Raw genomic sequence first — 16,075 nt, forward strand, 5'->3', positions numbered from 1 at the left:
ACGGCGACCCGTTCGGGACGCCGGAACGACCTGACCGCGGGGATCGCGGCCAGGAGAACAGCAGCCGGCTACGGGAGCCGGACGACCTGGGCGGCGTAGGACAGGCCCGCGCCGTAACCGATCAGCAGGGCGAGACCGCCCGAGGGGGCGTCCCCGTCGGCCATCGCGCGCTCCATCGCCAACGGGATCGAGGCCGCCGACGTGTTGCCCATGTCGACGATGTCGCGGGCGACGTGCACGGTCTCGGGCAGCTTGAGCTGCTTGACCATGGCGTCGATGATGCGCGCGTTGGCCTGGTGGGGGACGAAGACGTCGATCTGGTCGGCGCTGACGCCGGCGGCGTCGAGCGCGGCCTGGGCGACGGGAGCCATCTGCCACACGGCCCAGCGGAACACCGACTGGCCCTGCTGCTCCAGGTAGGGCCAGCCGGGAGCGTCCTCGGGCTGCGGCCCGGACTCGTCGGCGGACTCCGGCTCGGCCGCGGTGGCGGTCGCGATCGGGTCCGGGGAGGCCTTCGCGGTGCCGTCGATGACGTCGCGCAGCTCCAGCCAGGAGAACTTGCTCTTGATCAGCTCCGACTGGCCGCCGTCCGAGCCCCACACCGTCGGCCCGACGCCGACCTCGTCGGAGATCCCGACGACGGCCGCACCGGCGCCGTCGGCGAAGAGGAAGGCCGTCGAGCGGTCGTGCTTGTCGGTGAAGTCGGACAGCTTCTCGGCGCCGACCACCAGCACGTTGCGGGCCGTCCCGCCGCGCACGAGGTCCGTGGCCAGGGCGATGCCGTGGCAGAACCCGGCGCAGCCGGCGGAGATGTCGAAGGCCGCCGCGGGGGTCGCGCCGAGCCGGTGCGCGACGACGGCCGCCGCGGCCGGGGTCTGGAACGGGTAGGAGACGGTCGCCAGGATGACGGCGTCGACGTCGGAGCCCGTCAGGCCCGCCGCCGCCAGCGCCTTCGCGCCGGCGTCCTCGCTCATGTCCACGACCGAGACGTCGGGGGCGGCCCAGCGGCGGGCCTTGATGCCGGTGCGCTGCTGGATCCACTCGTCCGAGCTCTCGATCCAGGTGCACACCTCGTCGTTGTCGATGATGCGCGGCGGACGGTGCGCGCCGATGCCGAGGATGCGCGCCTCGCGCGTGGGGGCGTTCGTCAGAGCGGTCACAGAGCGGCCTCCGTCGTGAGGGTGGCGGCCACGCCACCGTGGTCGGAGATCATGGCGCGGGCCCGGTCCAGGTCGTCCGGCGTCTTCAGCGCCAGCACGTCCACACCCTTCAGTGTGCGCTTGGCCAGGTTGGTCAACGTCCCCGCGGGGGGCACCTCGATCAAGCCGGTCACCCCGAGGCGGGCGAAGGTCGCGGTCACGAGGTCCCAGCGCACGGGCCGGGAGACCTGCGCCACGAGGCGCTGCAGGAACTGCGCGCCGTCGGTCACGAGCTCGCCGTCGGCGTTCGCGGCGATCGGCAGCGCCGCCGTGCCCGGGTCGATCCCGGCGGACAGCTGCTCCAGGGCGCCGACCGCGGGGGCCATGTGCTCGGTGTGGAAGGCGCCCGCGACCTGCAGGGGGATCACCCGCGCCTTGGCCGGGGGGTTCCCGGCGAGGGCGGCCAGCGCCTCCAGCGTCCCGGCGGCGACGGTCTGGCCCCCGCCGTTGGCGTTGGCCGCGGTCAGGCCCAGCTCGGCGAGCCGGGCGGCGACCTCGTCGGCGTCCCCGCCCAGGACCGCGCTCATGCCGGTGGGCGTCGTCGCCGCGGCCGCGGCCATGCCCCGGCCCCGTTCGCGGACCAGGACGAGGGCCTGCTCGGGGGTCAGGGCGCCCGTGGCGGCGGCGGCGGTGAGCTCGCCCACGGAGTGGCCCGCGACGGCGCCCGCGGCACCGGCCAGCTCGGCGGGGGAGGCGAACAGCTCGCGCAGCCCCAGCAGACCCGCCGCGACGATCAGCGGCTGGGCGACGGCGGTGTCGCGCAGGGTGTCGGCGTCGGACACCGTCCCGTGCGCCACGAGGTCGTCACCGACGACGGCCGAGGCCCAGCGCAGCCGGTCCGCGACCCCGGGCAGTTCGAGCCAGGGAGCGAGGAAGCCGGGCGACTGGGAGCCCTGGCCGGGGAAGACGAAGACGAGCACCCGCTCACCCTGCCTCCCGCGGGCCCCGCGGCGCGGTCACGACGCTCACCGAGTTCACCCGCCAGACTTGTAGGTTTCCTCCAACCGCGTGCTCCGCGCCGCCCCGGGGACGTGCGAGAGGCGACCGAGCGCGAGGGCCGTCTGCAGCACGAAACGCTCCCGGGGGGCCGACGGCGTCCACCCCGAGACCTCTGCGACGCGCCGCAACCGGTAGCGCACCGTGTTGGCGTGTACGTACAGCGACCGCGCGCACGCTTCCAGTGACCCTCCGTGGGCGAGGTAGGCGGTCAGAGTCTCCAGCAGCGAGCCCCCGGCCTCCAGCAGCGGGGCGTAGGCCCGGTCCACCAGTGCCCGCCGGGCGGTCGCGTCCCCCGACAGGGCGCGCTCGGGCAGCAGGTCGTCGGCCAGGACCGGTCGCGGCGCCTCCGGCCAGGCCCGGGCCGCGACGACCCCCGCCTGCGCCGCGCGCGCCGAGCGCGCCGCCACCGGCAGGCTCGAGACCGTCGGGCCCACGACGACCGGCCCCGGCCCGAACTCACCGGCCGCCAGCTTCTCCGCCGTGGCGTGCGCGTCCAGGGCACCGGACAGGACCACGACCAGGCGGTCGCCCTGCACCCCGACGAGGGCCTCGCCGCCGTCCTCGCGGGCCAGGGACCGGACCCGCGCGACGGCGCTCGCGGACTCCTGCTCGGCGGCCGGCCCGATCACGACCGTGGTGGGGGCCACCAGCGTCCACCCCAGGGCGGCGGCGCGGGAGGCGATGGTGTCCTCGCCGTCGCCGCGCAGGACCGCGTCGACGACGAGGGCCTCCAGGCGGGCGTCCCAGGCCCCGCGGGTCTCGGCGGCGCGGGCGTAGACCGCGGCGGCGGCGAAGGCCACCTCGCGGGAGTAGCGCAGCAGCGCCTCCCGGGCCAGGACCTGCTCGGCCGGGTCGCCGTCGCCGACGACGGCGTCCAGCCCCTCCTCCACGACGGTGATCGCCGTGCGCACCAGCTCCACGGTCTGCTGGAGGGTGACCGAGCGCATCAGCTCGCGCGGGGCGGTGCCGAAGACCGTCGTCTTGGCCAGGACCTCCGGGTCGGGTTCGGACAACCACCGCAGGAAGTCGCCGAACCCGGCCTGGGCCACCAGGCCCACCCAGGAGCGCTCGTCGGCGGGCAGGTCGGTGTACCAGGGGTGGGCCTGGTCCATCCGCGCCGTGATGGCGGAGGCGAAGGAGCCCTGGGCGGCCTCCAGGCGGCGGACCGTCGCGGGCGACAGGTCGGTCCGGTCGGCAGGCACCCTGCGAGCGTAGGGGCTACCAGTCGGGCAGCAGGTACGGGGACAGGCACCAGCGGACCGTGCCCAGGGAGACGGCCGCGGCCAGCGACACGGCGGCGACCGCCCCCGCGAAGGCGAGGTCGGGCGGCAGGGCCGAACCGACCGCCAGCACGAGCGCGCCGGACCCGACCAGCGGGGGCAGCAGCGCCGTGCGCAGCACGGTCTCCCACTGCACCCGGCGGTGCACGACGTGGACCACGAGGGCGGTGACGGACTGGGTGAGGACCCCGGCCAGCAGTCCGACGAGCACCCCCGCGTACACGAAGACGGCGTCCCAGTGCCCGAAGGGGGCGCCGGAGCCCAGGACGGCGCCCGTGGCACCGCCCACGAGCCCGCCCGCCCCCAAGCCGACCAGCAGCAGCCGCCCGAGGACGGTCACCCCGACCTCCTCGGGCAGCAGCTGCCGGCTCGTCACCGCGGGCTCACCTCAGCTCTCGCCGCCGGCGTTGCCGCTGCGGCCCGCGCGCACGTCGTGCAGCTGGTACTTCTCGATGGCCTGACCCGGCGCGCGCCAGTCGACCTCGCCGCGCTTGGCCAGCATCTCCAGCGCCCGGACCGCGACGGAGGGACCGTCGATGTGGAAGTAGCGCCGGGCGGCGGCGCGGGTGTCGGACAGCCCGAACCCGTCGGCGCCCAGGGAGGCGAACTCGCCCGGGACCCACTGCGCGATCTGGTCGGGCACCTGGCGCATCCAGTCGCTGACGGCCACCACCGGCCCGGGGGCGTCCTTCAGCTTCTGCGTGACGTAGGGCACCTTCGACTCGTCGCCCGGGTTGAGGAACGCGTGCTCGTCGCAGGCCAGGCCGTCGCGCCGCAGTTCGTTCCAGCTCGTCACCGACCAGACGTCGGCGACGACCCCGAAGTCGTCCTTCAGCAGCTGCTGGGCCTCCAGGGCCCACGGCACCCCCACGCCGGAGGCGAGGAGCTGGGTCCGCGGACCGTCGCCCTCGCCCACCGCGATGCGGTGCATCCCCCGCAGGATGCCCTCGACGTCCACGCCCTCCGGTTCGGCGGGCATGACCATCGGCTCGTTGTAGACCGTCAGGTAGTAGATGACGTTCTCGGGGTCCTCGCCGTACATCCGGCGCAGACCGTCCTTGACGATGTGGCCGATCTCGTAGGCGTAGGCGGGGTCGTAGGAGACGACCGCCGGGTTCGTCGCCGCCAGCAGCAGCGAGTGGCCGTCGGCGTGCTGCAGGCCCTCGCCGGTCAGCGTCGTGCGCCCGGCGGTGGCACCGATCATGAACCCGCGGGCCATGGTGTCCGTCGCGGCCCAGATGTTGTCCCCGGTGCGCTGGAACCCGAACATCGAGTAGAAGACGTAGATCGGGACCATCGGCTGCCCGTGCGTCGCGTACGACGACCCGGCCGCGGTGAAGGCCGCGATGGACCCGCCCTCGTTGATGCCGACGTGCAGGATCTGACCCTGCTCGGACTCCTTGTAGGCGAGCATGAGCTCGCGGTCCACGGAGGTGTACTGCTGCCCGTGCGGGTTGTAGATCTTGATCGTCGGGAAGAGCGAGTCCATCCCGAACGTGCGGGCCTCGTCGGGGATGACGGGCACGACGCGGGCGCCGAACTCCTTGTCCCGCATGAGGTCCTTGAGCAGCCGGACGAACGCCATCGTCGTGGCGATCTCCTGCTTGCCCGACCCCTTGGCCGCGATCTTGTAGGAGTCGTCCGACGGCAGGTGCAGCGGGGCGTGCTGGACGCGGCGCTGCGGGACGGGCCCGCCGAGGTCGGCGCGGCGCTTGCGCAGGTACTGGATGGCCTCGTCGCCGTCACCGGGGTGGAAGTACGGCGGGCGGTAGGGGTCCTTCTCCAGCTGCTCGTCGCTGATCGGGATCCGCAGCGAGTCGCGCAGGAGCTTGAGGTCCTCCAGCGTCAGCTTCTTCATCTGGTGCGTGGCGTTGCGGCCGGCGAAGTGCGGCCCCAGGCCGTAGCCCTTGATGGTCTTGGCCAGGATCACCGTCGGCTGACCGGTGTGGTTCACCGCCGCCTGGTACGCCGCGTACACCTTGCGGTAGTCGTGGCCGCCGCGCTTGAGGTTCCAGACCTCGTCGTCGGTCATGCCCTCGACGAGCTTGGCCGTGCGCGGGTCGCGGCCGAAGAAGTTCTCCTTGACGAACGCGCCGTTCTCGGCCTTGAACGTCTGGTAGTCCCCGTCGGGGGTGGCGTTCATGAGGTTGACCAGGGCGCCCTGGTGGTCGGCGGCGAGCAGGGTGTCCCACTCCCGGCCCCACAGGACCTTGATGACGTTCCAGCCCGCGCCGCGGAAGAACGCCTCCAGCTCCTGGACGATCTTGCCGTTGCCGCGCACCGGGCCGTCGAGGCGCTGCAGGTTGCAGTTGACGACGAACGTCAGGTTGTCGAGCTCCTCGTAGGCCGCGAGCTGGGCGAAGCCGCGCGACTCCGGCTCGTCCATCTCCCCGTCGCCCAGGAAGGCCCACACGTGCTGCTGGGAGGTGTCCTTGAAGCCGCGGTTGTGCAGGTACTTGTTGAACTGCGCCTGGTAGATCGCGTTCGCCGGGCCCAGGCCCATCGAGACCGTCGGGAACTCCCAGAAGTCCGGCATGAGCCGGGGGTGGGGGTAGGACGACAGGCCGTTGGGGGCCTTGGAGACCTCCTGGCGGAACCCGTCGAGCTGCTCGGCGGACAGCCGGCCCTCGAGGAAGGCGCGCGCGTAGACCCCGGGGGAGGCGTGGCCCTGGATGAAGACCTGGTCCCCGCCGCCGGCGTGGTCCTTGCCGCGGAAGAAGTGGTTGAAGCCCACCTCGTACAGCGTCGCCGACGACGCGTAGGTGGAGATGTGGCCGCCCACGCCGATGCCGGGCTGCTGCGCGCGGTGCACCATGACCGCCGCGTTCCAGCGGATCCAGGCGCGGTAGCGGCGCTCGACGTCCTCGTCCCCGGGGAACCACGGCTCGGACTCGGGGCCGATGGTGTTGATGTAGTCGGTCGCGGTGAGGCTGGGCACGCCCACCTGGCGCTCACGCGCACGCTGCAGCAGCTGCAGCATGAGGTAGCGCGCGCGGTTCTGGCCGCGTTCGTCGACGATCCCGTCCAGGGAGGCCAGCCACTCGGCCGTCTCCTCGGGGTCGATGTCCGGCAACTGCGACGGCAGGCCGTTGAGGATGGGGCCCTTGCCGGCGGGTGCTCCCGCTTCATCGCGTCTGGCCACGGTGGTGGTCCTCCCGCATTCGTCGAGGGCCCGCCGGACCCCCTCGCGGTCAGCGGTGGGGGGTGCGTCGGACCCAGCTGGTGGGTTCAGGTTAGGACGGACGTCGGAGGCCGGCCCACCCCGGTCCCCGCTGCGACGTCGACCCGGTGCTCACCCGCGTAGACGTTGGCGCGGGGCGGGCGCACGAAACCGAGCAGGGTCATGCCGGCCCCGCGGGCCAGGGACACCGCCAGCGACGACGGCGCGGACACCGCGACGAGCACCGGCACCCCGGCCATCGCCGCCTTCTGGACGAGCTCGAAGGACGCGCGGCCCGAGACCACGAGCACGTCCGCGCGCAGCGGCAGCCGCCCCTCGCGCAGGGCCCAGCCGACCACCTTGTCGACGGCGTTGTGCCGCCCGACGTCCTCGCGCACGCACAGCAGGTCGCCGTCGGCCGTGAACAGCCCGGCCGCGTGCAGCCCGCCCGTGCGCTCGAACGTCGACTGCGCGGCCCGCAGGGCGTCGGGCAGGGCGGCCAGGACCTCGGCCCGGACCCGGACGTCGTCGGTGCCGGTCGGTGCGGCCGGCGCGCGGGACAGCACGTCCTCGACGCTGACCGAGCCGCAGACCCCGCACGCCGACGTCGTGGGGAACGGGCGGGCCACCCGGTCCCCGGCCAGCCGGCTGCCCGGCCGGGCGCCGATCTGCAGCAGGTTGTACGTCGGCGCCCCGTCGGGGCCCACGTCGGTGCAGTGCCGCATCGCGACCACGTCGTCGGCGCTCGTGAGCAGCCCCTCGGCGTGCAGGAAGCCCAGGGCGAGCTCCACGTCGTGGCCGGGGGTGCGCATCGTCACGGTCAGCTGCTCGCCGTCGACCTCGAGCTGCAGCGGCTCCTCGACGGCGAGGGTGTCGGCGCGCTCGGACGCCGTGCCCGTGCTCAGGTCCAGCCGCGTCGTGCGCGCCCGGACCGAGGAGATCGCCACGGACCCACTGTCTCACCCTGGGCCCGGACAGGAGCGCTGGAGGGGCGCCCGGCGCCGCCGCGAGGGGCCCGCGCGGCGCTCCGTCTTGCGCGCAGCCCCGTTCCTCCGCTCCACTAGGAGGTCAAGAGCGTCGTGAGCCCCCGCCTGCAGGGGGCCAGGAGGAAGGTAGGACATCAGTGGGTGCGACCGCGGACCCTGCGGCGGATGTGGCCGCAGCGGCCAAGCTGGGCTTCAAACCGGGGCAACTGGTCCAGGAGTTCGGCTGGGACGAGCAGGTCGACGAGGACTTCCGGGCGGCCGTCGAGGAGCTCGTGGGCAGTGAGCTGCTCGACGAGGACGCCGACGACGTCGCCGACGTCGTCCTGTGCTGGTACCGGGAAGGGGACGGCGACCTCGTCGACGCCCTCGTCGACTCCATCACCAACCTCGCCGACGGCGGGATCGTGTGGCTCCTGACGCCCAAGAAGGGCCGTCCCGGCAACGTCAACGCCTCCGAGATCGACGAGGCGGCGCCGACGGCCGGCCTGCACGCGACGTCCAGCGTGAGCGCGTGCGCGAACTGGGCCGGCACGCGCATGACCACGCCCAAGAGCGGGCGCCGCTGAACCTGGAGGTCGGGGACGGCTTTCCCGTCCCCGACACCGTCCTGGCGGACCAGCACGGCGACCGGCTCGCCCTGCGCGAGCTGTGGGAGCAGGGGCCGGTGCTGCTGGTGTGCGTGCCCGCGGCGTTCTCCACGCACTGCACCGCCGAGCTCGGCGCGCTGGCGTTCGAGATCGACCGCTTCGACGACGCGGGCGTCCAGCTCGCGGCCCTGTCGTGCGACCCCGTCCCGGCCCTGCGGGCCTGGGGCGAGGACCGCGTCTACCCCTTCCCCCTGCTCAGCGACTTCTGGCCGCACGGGCAGGTCAGTCGTGCCCTGGGCGCCTTCGACGCCGAACTCGGTGTGGCGCAGCGGCTCTCGCTGCTCGTCGCGGACGGGGTCGTGCGCTGGACGCTGCGCGGGCAGGCCGGGGCGCCGAGGTCGCTGAAGGCGCACCTGGCCGCCCTGGAGGTCTGAGGGTGGGCCCGGCCGGGCTCGAACCGACGACAGCCGCGGTGTAAGCGCGGTGCTCTACCAACTGAGCTACAGGCCCCTGCGGGACCACGGTAACCGTTAGTCTCAGGCCCCGTGATCCCGCAGTCCCCCCAGCCAGCGACGGTGCAGCAGGTCGTCGACGCGATCGAGGCGATGCACCCGCGGGAGTGGGCGCAGCCGTGGGACGCGGTGGGGTTGGTCTGCGGTGATCCCGCGGCGCCCGTCGCGAAGGTCCACTTCGCCGTCGACCCCGTCCTGGAGGTCGTGGAGGAGGCGATCGCCGCCGGGGCGGACCTGCTCGTGACCCACCACCCGCTGCTGCTGCGGCCGGTGAACTCGGTGGCCGCCACGACGTTCAAGGGTGCTGTGCTGCACCGCGCCGTCCGGGCCGGGCTGGCGATCCACGTCGCCCACACCAACGCCGACGCGGGCGCCCCGGGCGTCTCCGACGCCCTCGCCCGGGTCCTCGACCTCGACGGTCTCGTCCCGCTGGACCCGTTGCCCGGCCGCCCCGACCTCGGCATCGGCCGCGTCGGCCACCTCGCGGCCCCCGAACGGCTCGGCGACTTCGCCGACCGGGTCGCGGCCGCGCTGCCGGCGACCGAGCAGGGGATCCGGCTCGCCGGCGACCCCGACGCGTTCGTGCAGCGCGTCGCGGTGTGCGGCGGCTCGGGCGACAGCCTCTTCGACCAGGTCCGCGCCAGCGGCGCCGACGTCTACGTCACGGCCGACCTGCGCCACCACCCCGCCTCGGAGGCCCGCGAACGGGCCGGTTTCGAGGACGGCCGCCCGTACCTCGTCGACGTCGCCCACTGGGCCAGCGAGTGGCCCTGGCTCGCGGGGTGCGCCGACCGCCTGGTGGTGGCCCTGGCCGCCGACGGCCGTACCGTGGCAGCCCACGTGTCCACCACGCGCACCGATCCCTGGACGTTGCGCGTCCCCAGCCGAGGAGAGTGAGCCGGCTGATGCCCAAGGCTCCGGCGATCGACCAGCAGCGCCTGCTGGACCTGCAGAGCGTCGACACCCGTCTGGCGCAGCTCGCGCACCGCCGCTCCACGTTGCCCGAGCAGGCCGAGCTCGCGAGTCTGCAGAAGGAACGGCAGCGTTCGGCCGACATGCTCGTCGCCGCGCGCACCCTCGTGAGCGACGTCGAGCGTCAGGTCGCCAAGGCCGAGGCCGACGTCGCCCAGGTCCGCGACCGCGCCGAGCGCAACACCAAGCGCCTCGAGGCCGGGGTCGGCTCGTCCAAGGACCTGCAGGCCCTGCAGCACGAGCTGGAGTCCCTCGCCCGCCGCCAGACGGTCCTGGAGGACGAGGAGCTCGTCGTCCTGGAGCGGCTGGAGCAGGTGCAGTTCGCCGCGGCCGAGCTCACGACGACCGACGGTGAGCTGGCCGAGCAGATCGAGGAGGTCACCGTCCGCAAGGACGCCGCCCTGGCCGAGATCGCCTCCGAGGAGACGGCGGTCCTGGCCCGTCGGCAGGCCATCGCCATGGGCGTCGACGACGCGCTGGTCGCCCTGTACGAGAAGGTCCGCGCGCCCCGCAGCGGGGTGGGGGCCGCGTTGCTGCGCTCGCGCCGGTGCGGCGGGTGCCAGCTGGAGCTGAACGCCTCCGACCTCGCCGAGATCCGCAAGGCGGCGTCCGACGACGTCGTGTTCTGCGAGGAGTGCGGGCGGATCCTCGTGCGCACCGAGGAGTCGGGGCTGTGAGCGAGAAGCCGTCGACCGGAGCGACCCGTTCGAGCGAACCGGTGTCACCGTGAGTCGCGTCCTGCGGATCGAGGCCGACGGCGGGTCCCGGGGGAACCCGGGGCCGGCGGGTTTCGGCGCCGTCGTCAAGGACGCCGCCACCGGGGAGGTCCTGGCCGAGGTCGCGGAGTCCATCGGCCGGGCCACCAACAACGTCGCCGAGTACCGCGGGCTCATCGCGGGCCTGAAGGCCGCGCGGGCCGTCGACCCGGACGCGCGCGTCGAGGTCCGGATGGACTCCAAGCTGGTCGTCGAGCAGATGTCGGGCCGCTGGCAGGTCAAGCACGCCGACATGCGCGTCCTGGCCCGGGAGGCGCGGGCCCTGGCCGGCGACGACGTGGACTTCGCCTGGATCCCCCGGGCCCAGAACTCCCACGCCGACCGGCTCGCGAACGAGGCCATGGACGCGGCGGCCGCCGGCCGGCAGTGGCAGCGCACCACGACCCCGACGGCGGCGCCGGTGTCGTCGGGGAGCGGCGGGCCCGCGGTGCAGGCCGACCCGGACGCACCGCCCACGACGATCGTGCTGGTGCGGCACGGTTCGACGACCCTGACCGAGCAGCGCCGGGTCTCCGGCCGTCACGGGGCGGACCCGGAACTGTCCGAGCGCGGGCTGGCCGAGGCCGCCGCGGCGGCCGCCTGCCCCGACGTCGTGGGCGCTGACGCGGTGCTGTCCTCGACCATGCGCCGCTCCCGGCAGACGGCGCAGGCCATCGCGGACCGCCTCGGGCTGGACGTGCACGTCGACCCGCAGTGGGACGAGACGGACTTCGGGGACTGGGACGGCCTGACCGCCGGGGAGGTCGTCCGGCGCTGGCCCGCCGAGTTCGCCGCCTGGAACGAGTCGGGGTCCGCCGCGCCGCCCGGCGGCGAGTCGCTGCTCGCCGTCGAACGGCGCGTCCTGGCGGCGCGCGACGCGCTGCTGGAGCGCTGGGCCGGCCGGCGGGTCGTCCTGGTGACGCACGGGGACCCGCTGCGGGTGCTGCTGCGCTCCGTCCTGGGGGTCGGCCCGCAGCTGCAGCGCCGCATCCACGTCGACCCCGCCTCCCGCACGCTGCTGCGCTACCGCGCCGACGGCACGTCGGAGGTGCTGGCCGTCAACCGCGTCTGACGGTGCTGCCCGCCCGGCGCGTCCAGCCGGCTGGGCCACCACACCCGGTGGCCCAGCAGCGCGAACAGCGCGGGGACGAGCACGGTCCGCACGAGCAGCGTGTCGAGCAGGACCCCGATGCCGACGACGACGCCGATCTGGGTGAGCACGATGAGCGGCAGCACCCCGAGCACGGCGAACACCGCGGCCAGCAGGATCCCCGCGCTCGTGATGACCCCGCCGGTGACCGCCACCGCGACCCGGACGGCCTCGCGCGTGCCGAGCCCCGGGGTCTCCTCCCGGACGCGCGTCACGAGGAAGATGTTGTAGTCCACGCCGAGGGCGACGAGGAACAGCAACGACAGCAGGGGGACCTGGGTGTCCAGGGCCGGCATCCCCGCGAACCGCGTGAACACGAGGTTCGCCGCCCCCAGCGCCGCGAGGTAGGTCGCGAGGACCGTCGCCACGAGCAGCACGGGCGCGACCAGCGAGCGCAGCAGGACGACGAGCACGACGAACACCACGAGCACCACGAGGGGGGTCACGACGCGCAGGTCGCGCACGGTCGCGGTCCGCACGTCCAGGGCCTGGGCCTCGGTGCCGCCGACCAGCGCGCCCGCGGGCAGGGCGGCCCGCAGCGCCTGGACCGTCGCCCGGCTCTGCGCCGTGCCGGGGTCGGCGCTCAGGCGCGCCAGGAGTTCGGTGGTGCCGCCCGCGCTGCGGCCGACGGTCACGGCCGTGACGCCGCGCACGCCCTCCGCGGCGCTCTTCGCCGCGTCCACGTCACCCGTGACGAGGATCTGGGCGGGTTCGGCCGCCACGCCCGGGAAGTGCTCGGACAGCGTGCGGGAGCCGTCGACGGAGTCGGCGCTGACGCGGAACTGCTCGGTCTGCGACAGGCCGAGCTTCGCGCCGCTCAGCCCCGCCCCGAGCAGGGCCAGCAGCACCACGGAGCCGGCGACGACCCGGACCGGCCGGGCCAGGACCGCGCCGGCGATCCGCGCCCACACGCCCGTGCGGGTCGTGTCCTTCGACCCCACGGTCGGGACGAACGGCCAGAACAGCCTGCGCCCGCAGACCACGAGCGCGCTGGGCAGGACCAGCAGCCCGAAGACGAGGGCGACGACGATGCCGATCGCGGCGTCGCGGCCGATGGTCCGGTCGCTGGGCAGGTCGGCGGCCTGCAGGGTCAGCAGGGCCAGCACGACCGTCGTGGCGCTCGCGGCGATCGCCGGTCCGGCCCCCTTCAGCGCGGCCCGCATGGCGGGGCGCCGGTCGGGTTCACGGCGCAGCTCCTCGCGGTAGCGGGCGATGAGCAGCAGCGCGTAGTCGGTGCCGGCGCCGAAGACGAGGACGCTCGTGATGCCGGTCGCCGACGGGTCGACGGGGGTGTCGGTGAGCCGGCCCACGAGTTCGAGCAGCCGGGTCGTCACCTGGTCGGCGATGCCCACGACGACCAGCGGCACGAGCCACAGCACGGGGGAGCGGTACGTGACGAGCAGCAGCAGCGCCACGACGGCCGCGGTGACCAGGAGCAGGCGGGTGTTGGCGCCGGAGAAGGAGTCCGCGATGTCGACGCTGAACGCCGGGCCGCCCGTGACCTGGGCGCTCAGGCCGGCCGGGAGGTCCTGCGCGGCCCGGGCCCGCACGTCGGTGACGCGCTGGGCGAGCTCCTCGCGCGGCCCGTCGACGGGCACGGTGACGGCGACGAAGGCGGCCTCGCCGTCCTGGCTGGGGACGGGGGTGCCCAGGGCGCTCGCCGCCCGCAGGTCCTGCGGGGTGAGCTTCCCGTCGCGGGAGTAGACGACGAGCAGGGTGCCCTCGCCGTCGTCGGGCAGCCCGGCGGCCAGGGCGGCGGCGCGCACGGACTCGCTCGTGGTGGGGGGGCCGCCGGTGGCGGTCGCGCCGCCGGCGGGGGCCTCGCCGCTGACGACGTTGACGACGCCGGTCAGCACGAGGGCGGCGAGCAGGACGAGCCACGCCGTCAGTCGGCCGGTCAGGATGCGCACGGAAACCTCTCTCGCTGAATCTCTCAGTGACTGAGATGTCTAGCGCGGAAGCGGTACGATGGCAATTCCATGAGCAGCATGTACCGTCCGGCGCGGGGCGCCGGCTCCAGGCGCGACACCCCGCGGGCCCGGCGAGAGCAGGAGATCGTCGACGACCTGCGCGACCTCGTCGCCACCTCCGAGCGCATCGCGCACGCCTTCGCCCAGCGCAACGGCCTGCACCCCACCGACCTGCAGGCGCTGATCCACGTCATGCGCCGCGAAGGCGCCGGCGACCCCCTGACCGCCGGCGAGCTCGCAGGCCTGCTGAACCTGACGACGGGCGCCGCCACGGGCGTCGTGGACCGGCTCGAGAAGCACGGTCACCTGCGCCGCGACCGCTCCGAGGAGGACCGCCGCAAGGTCTTCCTGCGCTACGCCGAACCCGGCCAGGAACTGGCCGCGCAGTTCTTCGGCCCCCTCGGCCGGCGCAGCGACACCGTCATGCAGCAGTTCGACGAGGCCGAGCTCGACGTCGTGCACCGCTTCCTCGCCGGGATGCGCGGGGCCTTCGAGGAGCACCACCGGGAACTGTGAGTCACCCGTCCCCGGTGGTGCGCCGGGCGCGTCAGCGGGTGAGCTGCAGGGCGGCCGTGGCCGCCGGGACGCAGACCAGGACGCCGACCAGGCCCAGCAGGGCGAACCGCGGCAGCGCGATCGTCACCCCGCGGGCCCGGCAGCGGTCCAGCCACAGCAGGGTCGCCAGCGAGGCCCAGGGGGTGACGAGCGGGCCGAGGTTCACCCCGATGAGCACCGCCACGAGGCGGGCGGCACTGCCGGCCAGCGGCTCGACGGCCAGGTAGGCCGGGAGGTTGTCGGCCACGTTGGCCGTCAGGGCCGCGGTGCCCGCCAGGCGCAGGTGGTCCCCGAAACCCTCACCCGTCCCGGCCAGCGGCCGCAGCAGGTCCTCCAGGCCGTGCACCTGGGCGGCCTCGACGACGAGGAACAACCCGCTGACCAGGACGACCGTCTGCCACGGCAGCAACCCGAACCGCAGCGCCTCCCGGCGCCGGACGGCGAACACCGCGACGAGGACCACGGCCGCCACGGCGGCGGGGATCGCGGGGGTGATGCCGCTGACGAACGCCGGGGCCAGCAGCGCGCAGACGACCGCCGACGTCCGGAACAGCACGGGATCGCGCTGCGGCGCAGCCGGGGGCGGGTCGTAGCGCCCGCGCAGGCGACGGCGGTGGGCCAGCCCCAGGACCACGACGGCGCCCAGCAGCCCGGCCAGGAACGGGGCCCACGTCAGCCCCGAGAAACCCACCGTCCCGCGCACCCCGAAACCCTCCAGGGTGTTCAGCCCGATGAGGTTCGTCAGGTTGGAGACGGGCAGCAGCAGCGAGGCCGTGTTCGCCAGCCAGACGGTGGTCACGGCGAACGGCAGCGGGTCCAGCCGCAGTTGCGCGGCCAGCGACAGGACGACGGGCGTCAGCAGGACGGCCGTCGTGTCCAGCGACAGGACGACCGTGGCCAGGGTCCCGAGAGCGACGACGAGCAGCCACAGCAACCACGTCCGGCCACGCCCGATCCGTGCGGCCAGCCGGGCCGCGGCGTCGAACACCCCCGCCGCGTCGGCGAGCTCGGCCACGACCGTGACCGCCACGAGGAAACCCAGGACCGGACCCGCCCGCCCCGCGACCTCGGCGAGGTCGTCACCACCGAGCAGGCCGGTGACGACGACGAGGACACCGGCGATCCCGCACACCCACCACACGTCAGGCCGCCTCGACCTCGAGGGTCCACGAACCCCCGCGCCGCGCGGGTTCGAGGAGCTTCGCGTCGAACGCCTCGCCCACCGCGTCGAGCAGCGCCCCGGGGGTGCGCGGGAGGCGTCCCGCGCGCGTCAGCAGGTGCCGGGCCACCAGACCGCGCGTGTGCTTGGCCGCGTGCGAGACGACCGCACCGCCGGACAGCACCCGGACCCCCACCGTCCGCTCCGCCGTCGCGGCGTCCGGGACCCACGCCGCGGCGTACGCCGAGGACCGGCAGTCCACGACGACGCCCGCGGGGGAGAGCACCTCGCTGAGCCGGGGTTTCCAGAAACCCGCCAGCGGCCCGACGCCGGGCAGCGCGGTCCCCATCGACAGCCGGTAGCCGGGGACCCGGTCCCGCGGCTGCAGGACCCCCCACAACGCGGAGAACACCAGGACCCGGCGGGCCGCCGCCGCGGGCAGCGTCGGCAGGTCGAGGGCGTCGTAGAGGACGCCCGTGTAGACCTGGGACGCCTTCGCCGCCGGCCGCGTGCGCAGCGTCGTGTTCGCCGCGACGACGTCGGCCAGGCTCGCGCCGGCGCCGAGCAGCTGCGGCGCGTCGGGCCGCGCGGAGACCTCGACCAGCGCGTCGAGCACCTGCTCCCGGGCCTGCGTGAGGGCGGGGTGGGACAGGGCGTCGAGACGGACGGGGGTGCCGCGTCGCGGTCCCGCCCACTTGGTCTCCGACGGCGGGAGCAGCACGAGCACGAGGCGGGAGCCTACGGGAGACGCCTCTGACCTGCACTTTCCCCGTGACCGGTCCGGTGCGGCG

15 protein-coding genes and 1 tRNA gene are annotated in these 16,075 nt (G+C 74.5%); 6 read left to right on the forward strand and 10 right to left on the reverse strand.

Annotation, left to right across the window (positions count from 1 at the left end; genetic code table 11):
- Nucleotides 1-68 precede the first annotated feature (68 nt).
- From CLV37_RS21185 to fdhD, 6 genes are all read right to left on the reverse strand, one after another.
- A complete protein-coding gene (locus tag CLV37_RS21185) occupies nucleotides 69-1,160 on the reverse strand; it encodes a beta-ketoacyl-ACP synthase III (protein ID WP_106214168.1) in 1,092 nt (363 codons plus the stop codon).
- Nucleotides 1,157-2,119, reverse strand: coding sequence for an ACP S-malonyltransferase (locus tag CLV37_RS21190; protein ID WP_106214170.1), 963 nt, complete (start codon nucleotides 2,117-2,119; stop codon nucleotides 1,157-1,159). Before CLV37_RS21190 ends, CLV37_RS21185 begins: the two co-directional genes overlap by 4 nt.
- Nucleotides 2,120-2,173: 54 nt before the next feature.
- The gene (locus CLV37_RS21195) at nucleotides 2,174-3,400 is read right to left on the reverse strand and encodes a PucR family transcriptional regulator (protein WP_245885526.1); all 1,227 of its coding nucleotides are present in this window, start codon (nucleotides 3,398-3,400) and stop codon (nucleotides 2,174-2,176) included.
- A gap of 16 nt (nucleotides 3,401-3,416) precedes the next feature.
- Nucleotides 3,417-3,854 carry a hypothetical protein gene (locus tag CLV37_RS21200; RefSeq protein ID WP_106214172.1) on the reverse strand — a complete coding sequence of 146 codons (438 nt, stop codon included), beginning with the start codon at nucleotides 3,852-3,854 and terminating at the stop codon, nucleotides 3,417-3,419.
- Nucleotides 3,855-3,866: 12 nt separating this feature from the next.
- A complete protein-coding gene (aceE, locus tag CLV37_RS21205; protein WP_106214174.1) occupies nucleotides 3,867-6,620 on the reverse strand; it encodes a pyruvate dehydrogenase (acetyl-transferring), homodimeric type in 2,754 nt (917 codons plus the stop codon).
- Between the two features lie 86 nt (nucleotides 6,621-6,706).
- Nucleotides 6,707-7,579, reverse strand: a complete 873-nt coding sequence (gene fdhD / locus CLV37_RS21210) for a formate dehydrogenase accessory sulfurtransferase FdhD (RefSeq protein WP_106214249.1) — start codon at nucleotides 7,577-7,579, stop codon at nucleotides 6,707-6,709.
- A gap of 182 nt (nucleotides 7,580-7,761) precedes the next feature.
- Here fdhD and CLV37_RS21215 point away from each other — a divergent pair, with 182 nt between their 5' ends.
- Nucleotides 7,762-8,190 carry a DUF3052 domain-containing protein gene (locus CLV37_RS21215; protein WP_106214176.1) on the forward strand — a complete coding sequence of 143 codons (429 nt, stop codon included), beginning with the start codon at nucleotides 7,762-7,764 and terminating at the stop codon, nucleotides 8,188-8,190.
- The gene (locus tag CLV37_RS21220) at nucleotides 8,136-8,645 is read left to right on the forward strand and encodes a redoxin domain-containing protein (RefSeq protein ID WP_211298835.1); all 510 of its coding nucleotides are present in this window, start codon (nucleotides 8,136-8,138) and stop codon (nucleotides 8,643-8,645) included. The genes CLV37_RS21215 and CLV37_RS21220 overlap by 55 nt, the downstream gene beginning before the upstream one ends.
- 3 nt (nucleotides 8,646-8,648) lie before the next feature.
- Here CLV37_RS21220 and CLV37_RS21225 read toward each other — a convergent pair.
- Nucleotides 8,649-8,721: transfer RNA gene (locus CLV37_RS21225), tRNA-Val, on the reverse strand.
- Between the two features lie 38 nt (nucleotides 8,722-8,759).
- On the opposite strand from CLV37_RS21225, the gene CLV37_RS21230 reads away from it, so the two are divergent.
- The 3 genes from CLV37_RS21230 to CLV37_RS21240 are packed head-to-tail and all read left to right on the forward strand — an operon-like array spanning nucleotide 8,760 to nucleotide 11,522.
- Entirely contained in the window at nucleotides 8,760-9,620 is an 861-nt protein-coding gene (locus CLV37_RS21230) for a Nif3-like dinuclear metal center hexameric protein (RefSeq protein ID WP_425433629.1), read from the forward strand.
- A gap of 8 nt (nucleotides 9,621-9,628) precedes the next feature.
- The gene (locus CLV37_RS21235) at nucleotides 9,629-10,372 is read left to right on the forward strand and encodes a zinc ribbon domain-containing protein (RefSeq protein ID WP_106214253.1); all 744 of its coding nucleotides are present in this window, start codon (nucleotides 9,629-9,631) and stop codon (nucleotides 10,370-10,372) included.
- Between the two features lie 49 nt (nucleotides 10,373-10,421).
- A complete protein-coding gene (locus CLV37_RS21240) occupies nucleotides 10,422-11,522 on the forward strand; it encodes a bifunctional RNase H/acid phosphatase (protein WP_106214180.1) in 1,101 nt (366 codons plus the stop codon).
- Here CLV37_RS21240 and CLV37_RS21245 read toward each other — a convergent pair.
- A complete protein-coding gene (locus tag CLV37_RS21245) occupies nucleotides 11,474-13,510 on the reverse strand; it encodes an MMPL family transporter (RefSeq protein WP_245885529.1) in 2,037 nt (678 codons plus the stop codon). The two genes, CLV37_RS21240 and CLV37_RS21245, sit on opposite strands and share 49 nt — an antisense overlap.
- Before the next feature lie 69 nt (nucleotides 13,511-13,579).
- Between CLV37_RS21245 and CLV37_RS21250 the strand changes: the two genes are divergently transcribed.
- The gene (locus CLV37_RS21250; RefSeq protein WP_245885530.1) at nucleotides 13,580-14,086 is read left to right on the forward strand and encodes a MarR family winged helix-turn-helix transcriptional regulator; all 507 of its coding nucleotides are present in this window, start codon (nucleotides 13,580-13,582) and stop codon (nucleotides 14,084-14,086) included.
- Nucleotides 14,087-14,117: 31 nt separating this feature from the next.
- On the opposite strand, the gene CLV37_RS21255 is transcribed toward CLV37_RS21250, so the two are convergent.
- Nucleotides 14,118-15,257, reverse strand: coding sequence for an SLC13 family permease (locus tag CLV37_RS21255; protein ID WP_245885531.1), 1,140 nt, complete (start codon nucleotides 15,255-15,257; stop codon nucleotides 14,118-14,120).
- A gap of 10 nt (nucleotides 15,258-15,267) precedes the next feature.
- Nucleotides 15,268-16,011 (reverse strand): YaaA family protein, encoded by a 744-nt coding sequence (locus CLV37_RS21260; RefSeq protein ID WP_106214188.1) that lies wholly within the window; start codon nucleotides 16,009-16,011, stop codon nucleotides 15,268-15,270.
- Between the last annotated feature and the right edge of the window lie 64 nt (nucleotides 16,012-16,075).

Origin of the sequence: Kineococcus rhizosphaerae, assembly GCF_003002055.1 — a bacterium.
Taxonomy (GTDB): Bacteria; Actinomycetota; Actinomycetes; order Actinomycetales; family Kineococcaceae; genus Kineococcus; species Kineococcus rhizosphaerae.

Excerpts from the sequence above, each read along its gene's own strand:
- CLV37_RS21235 (WP_106214253.1), top strand. The coding sequence starts at position 9,629 with ATGCCCAAGGCTCCGGCGATCGACCAGCAGCGCCTGCTGGACCTGCAG.
- CLV37_RS21250 (WP_245885530.1), top strand. The coding sequence starts at position 13,580 with ATGAGCAGCATGTACCGTCCGGCGCGGGGCGCCGGCTCCAGGCGCGAC.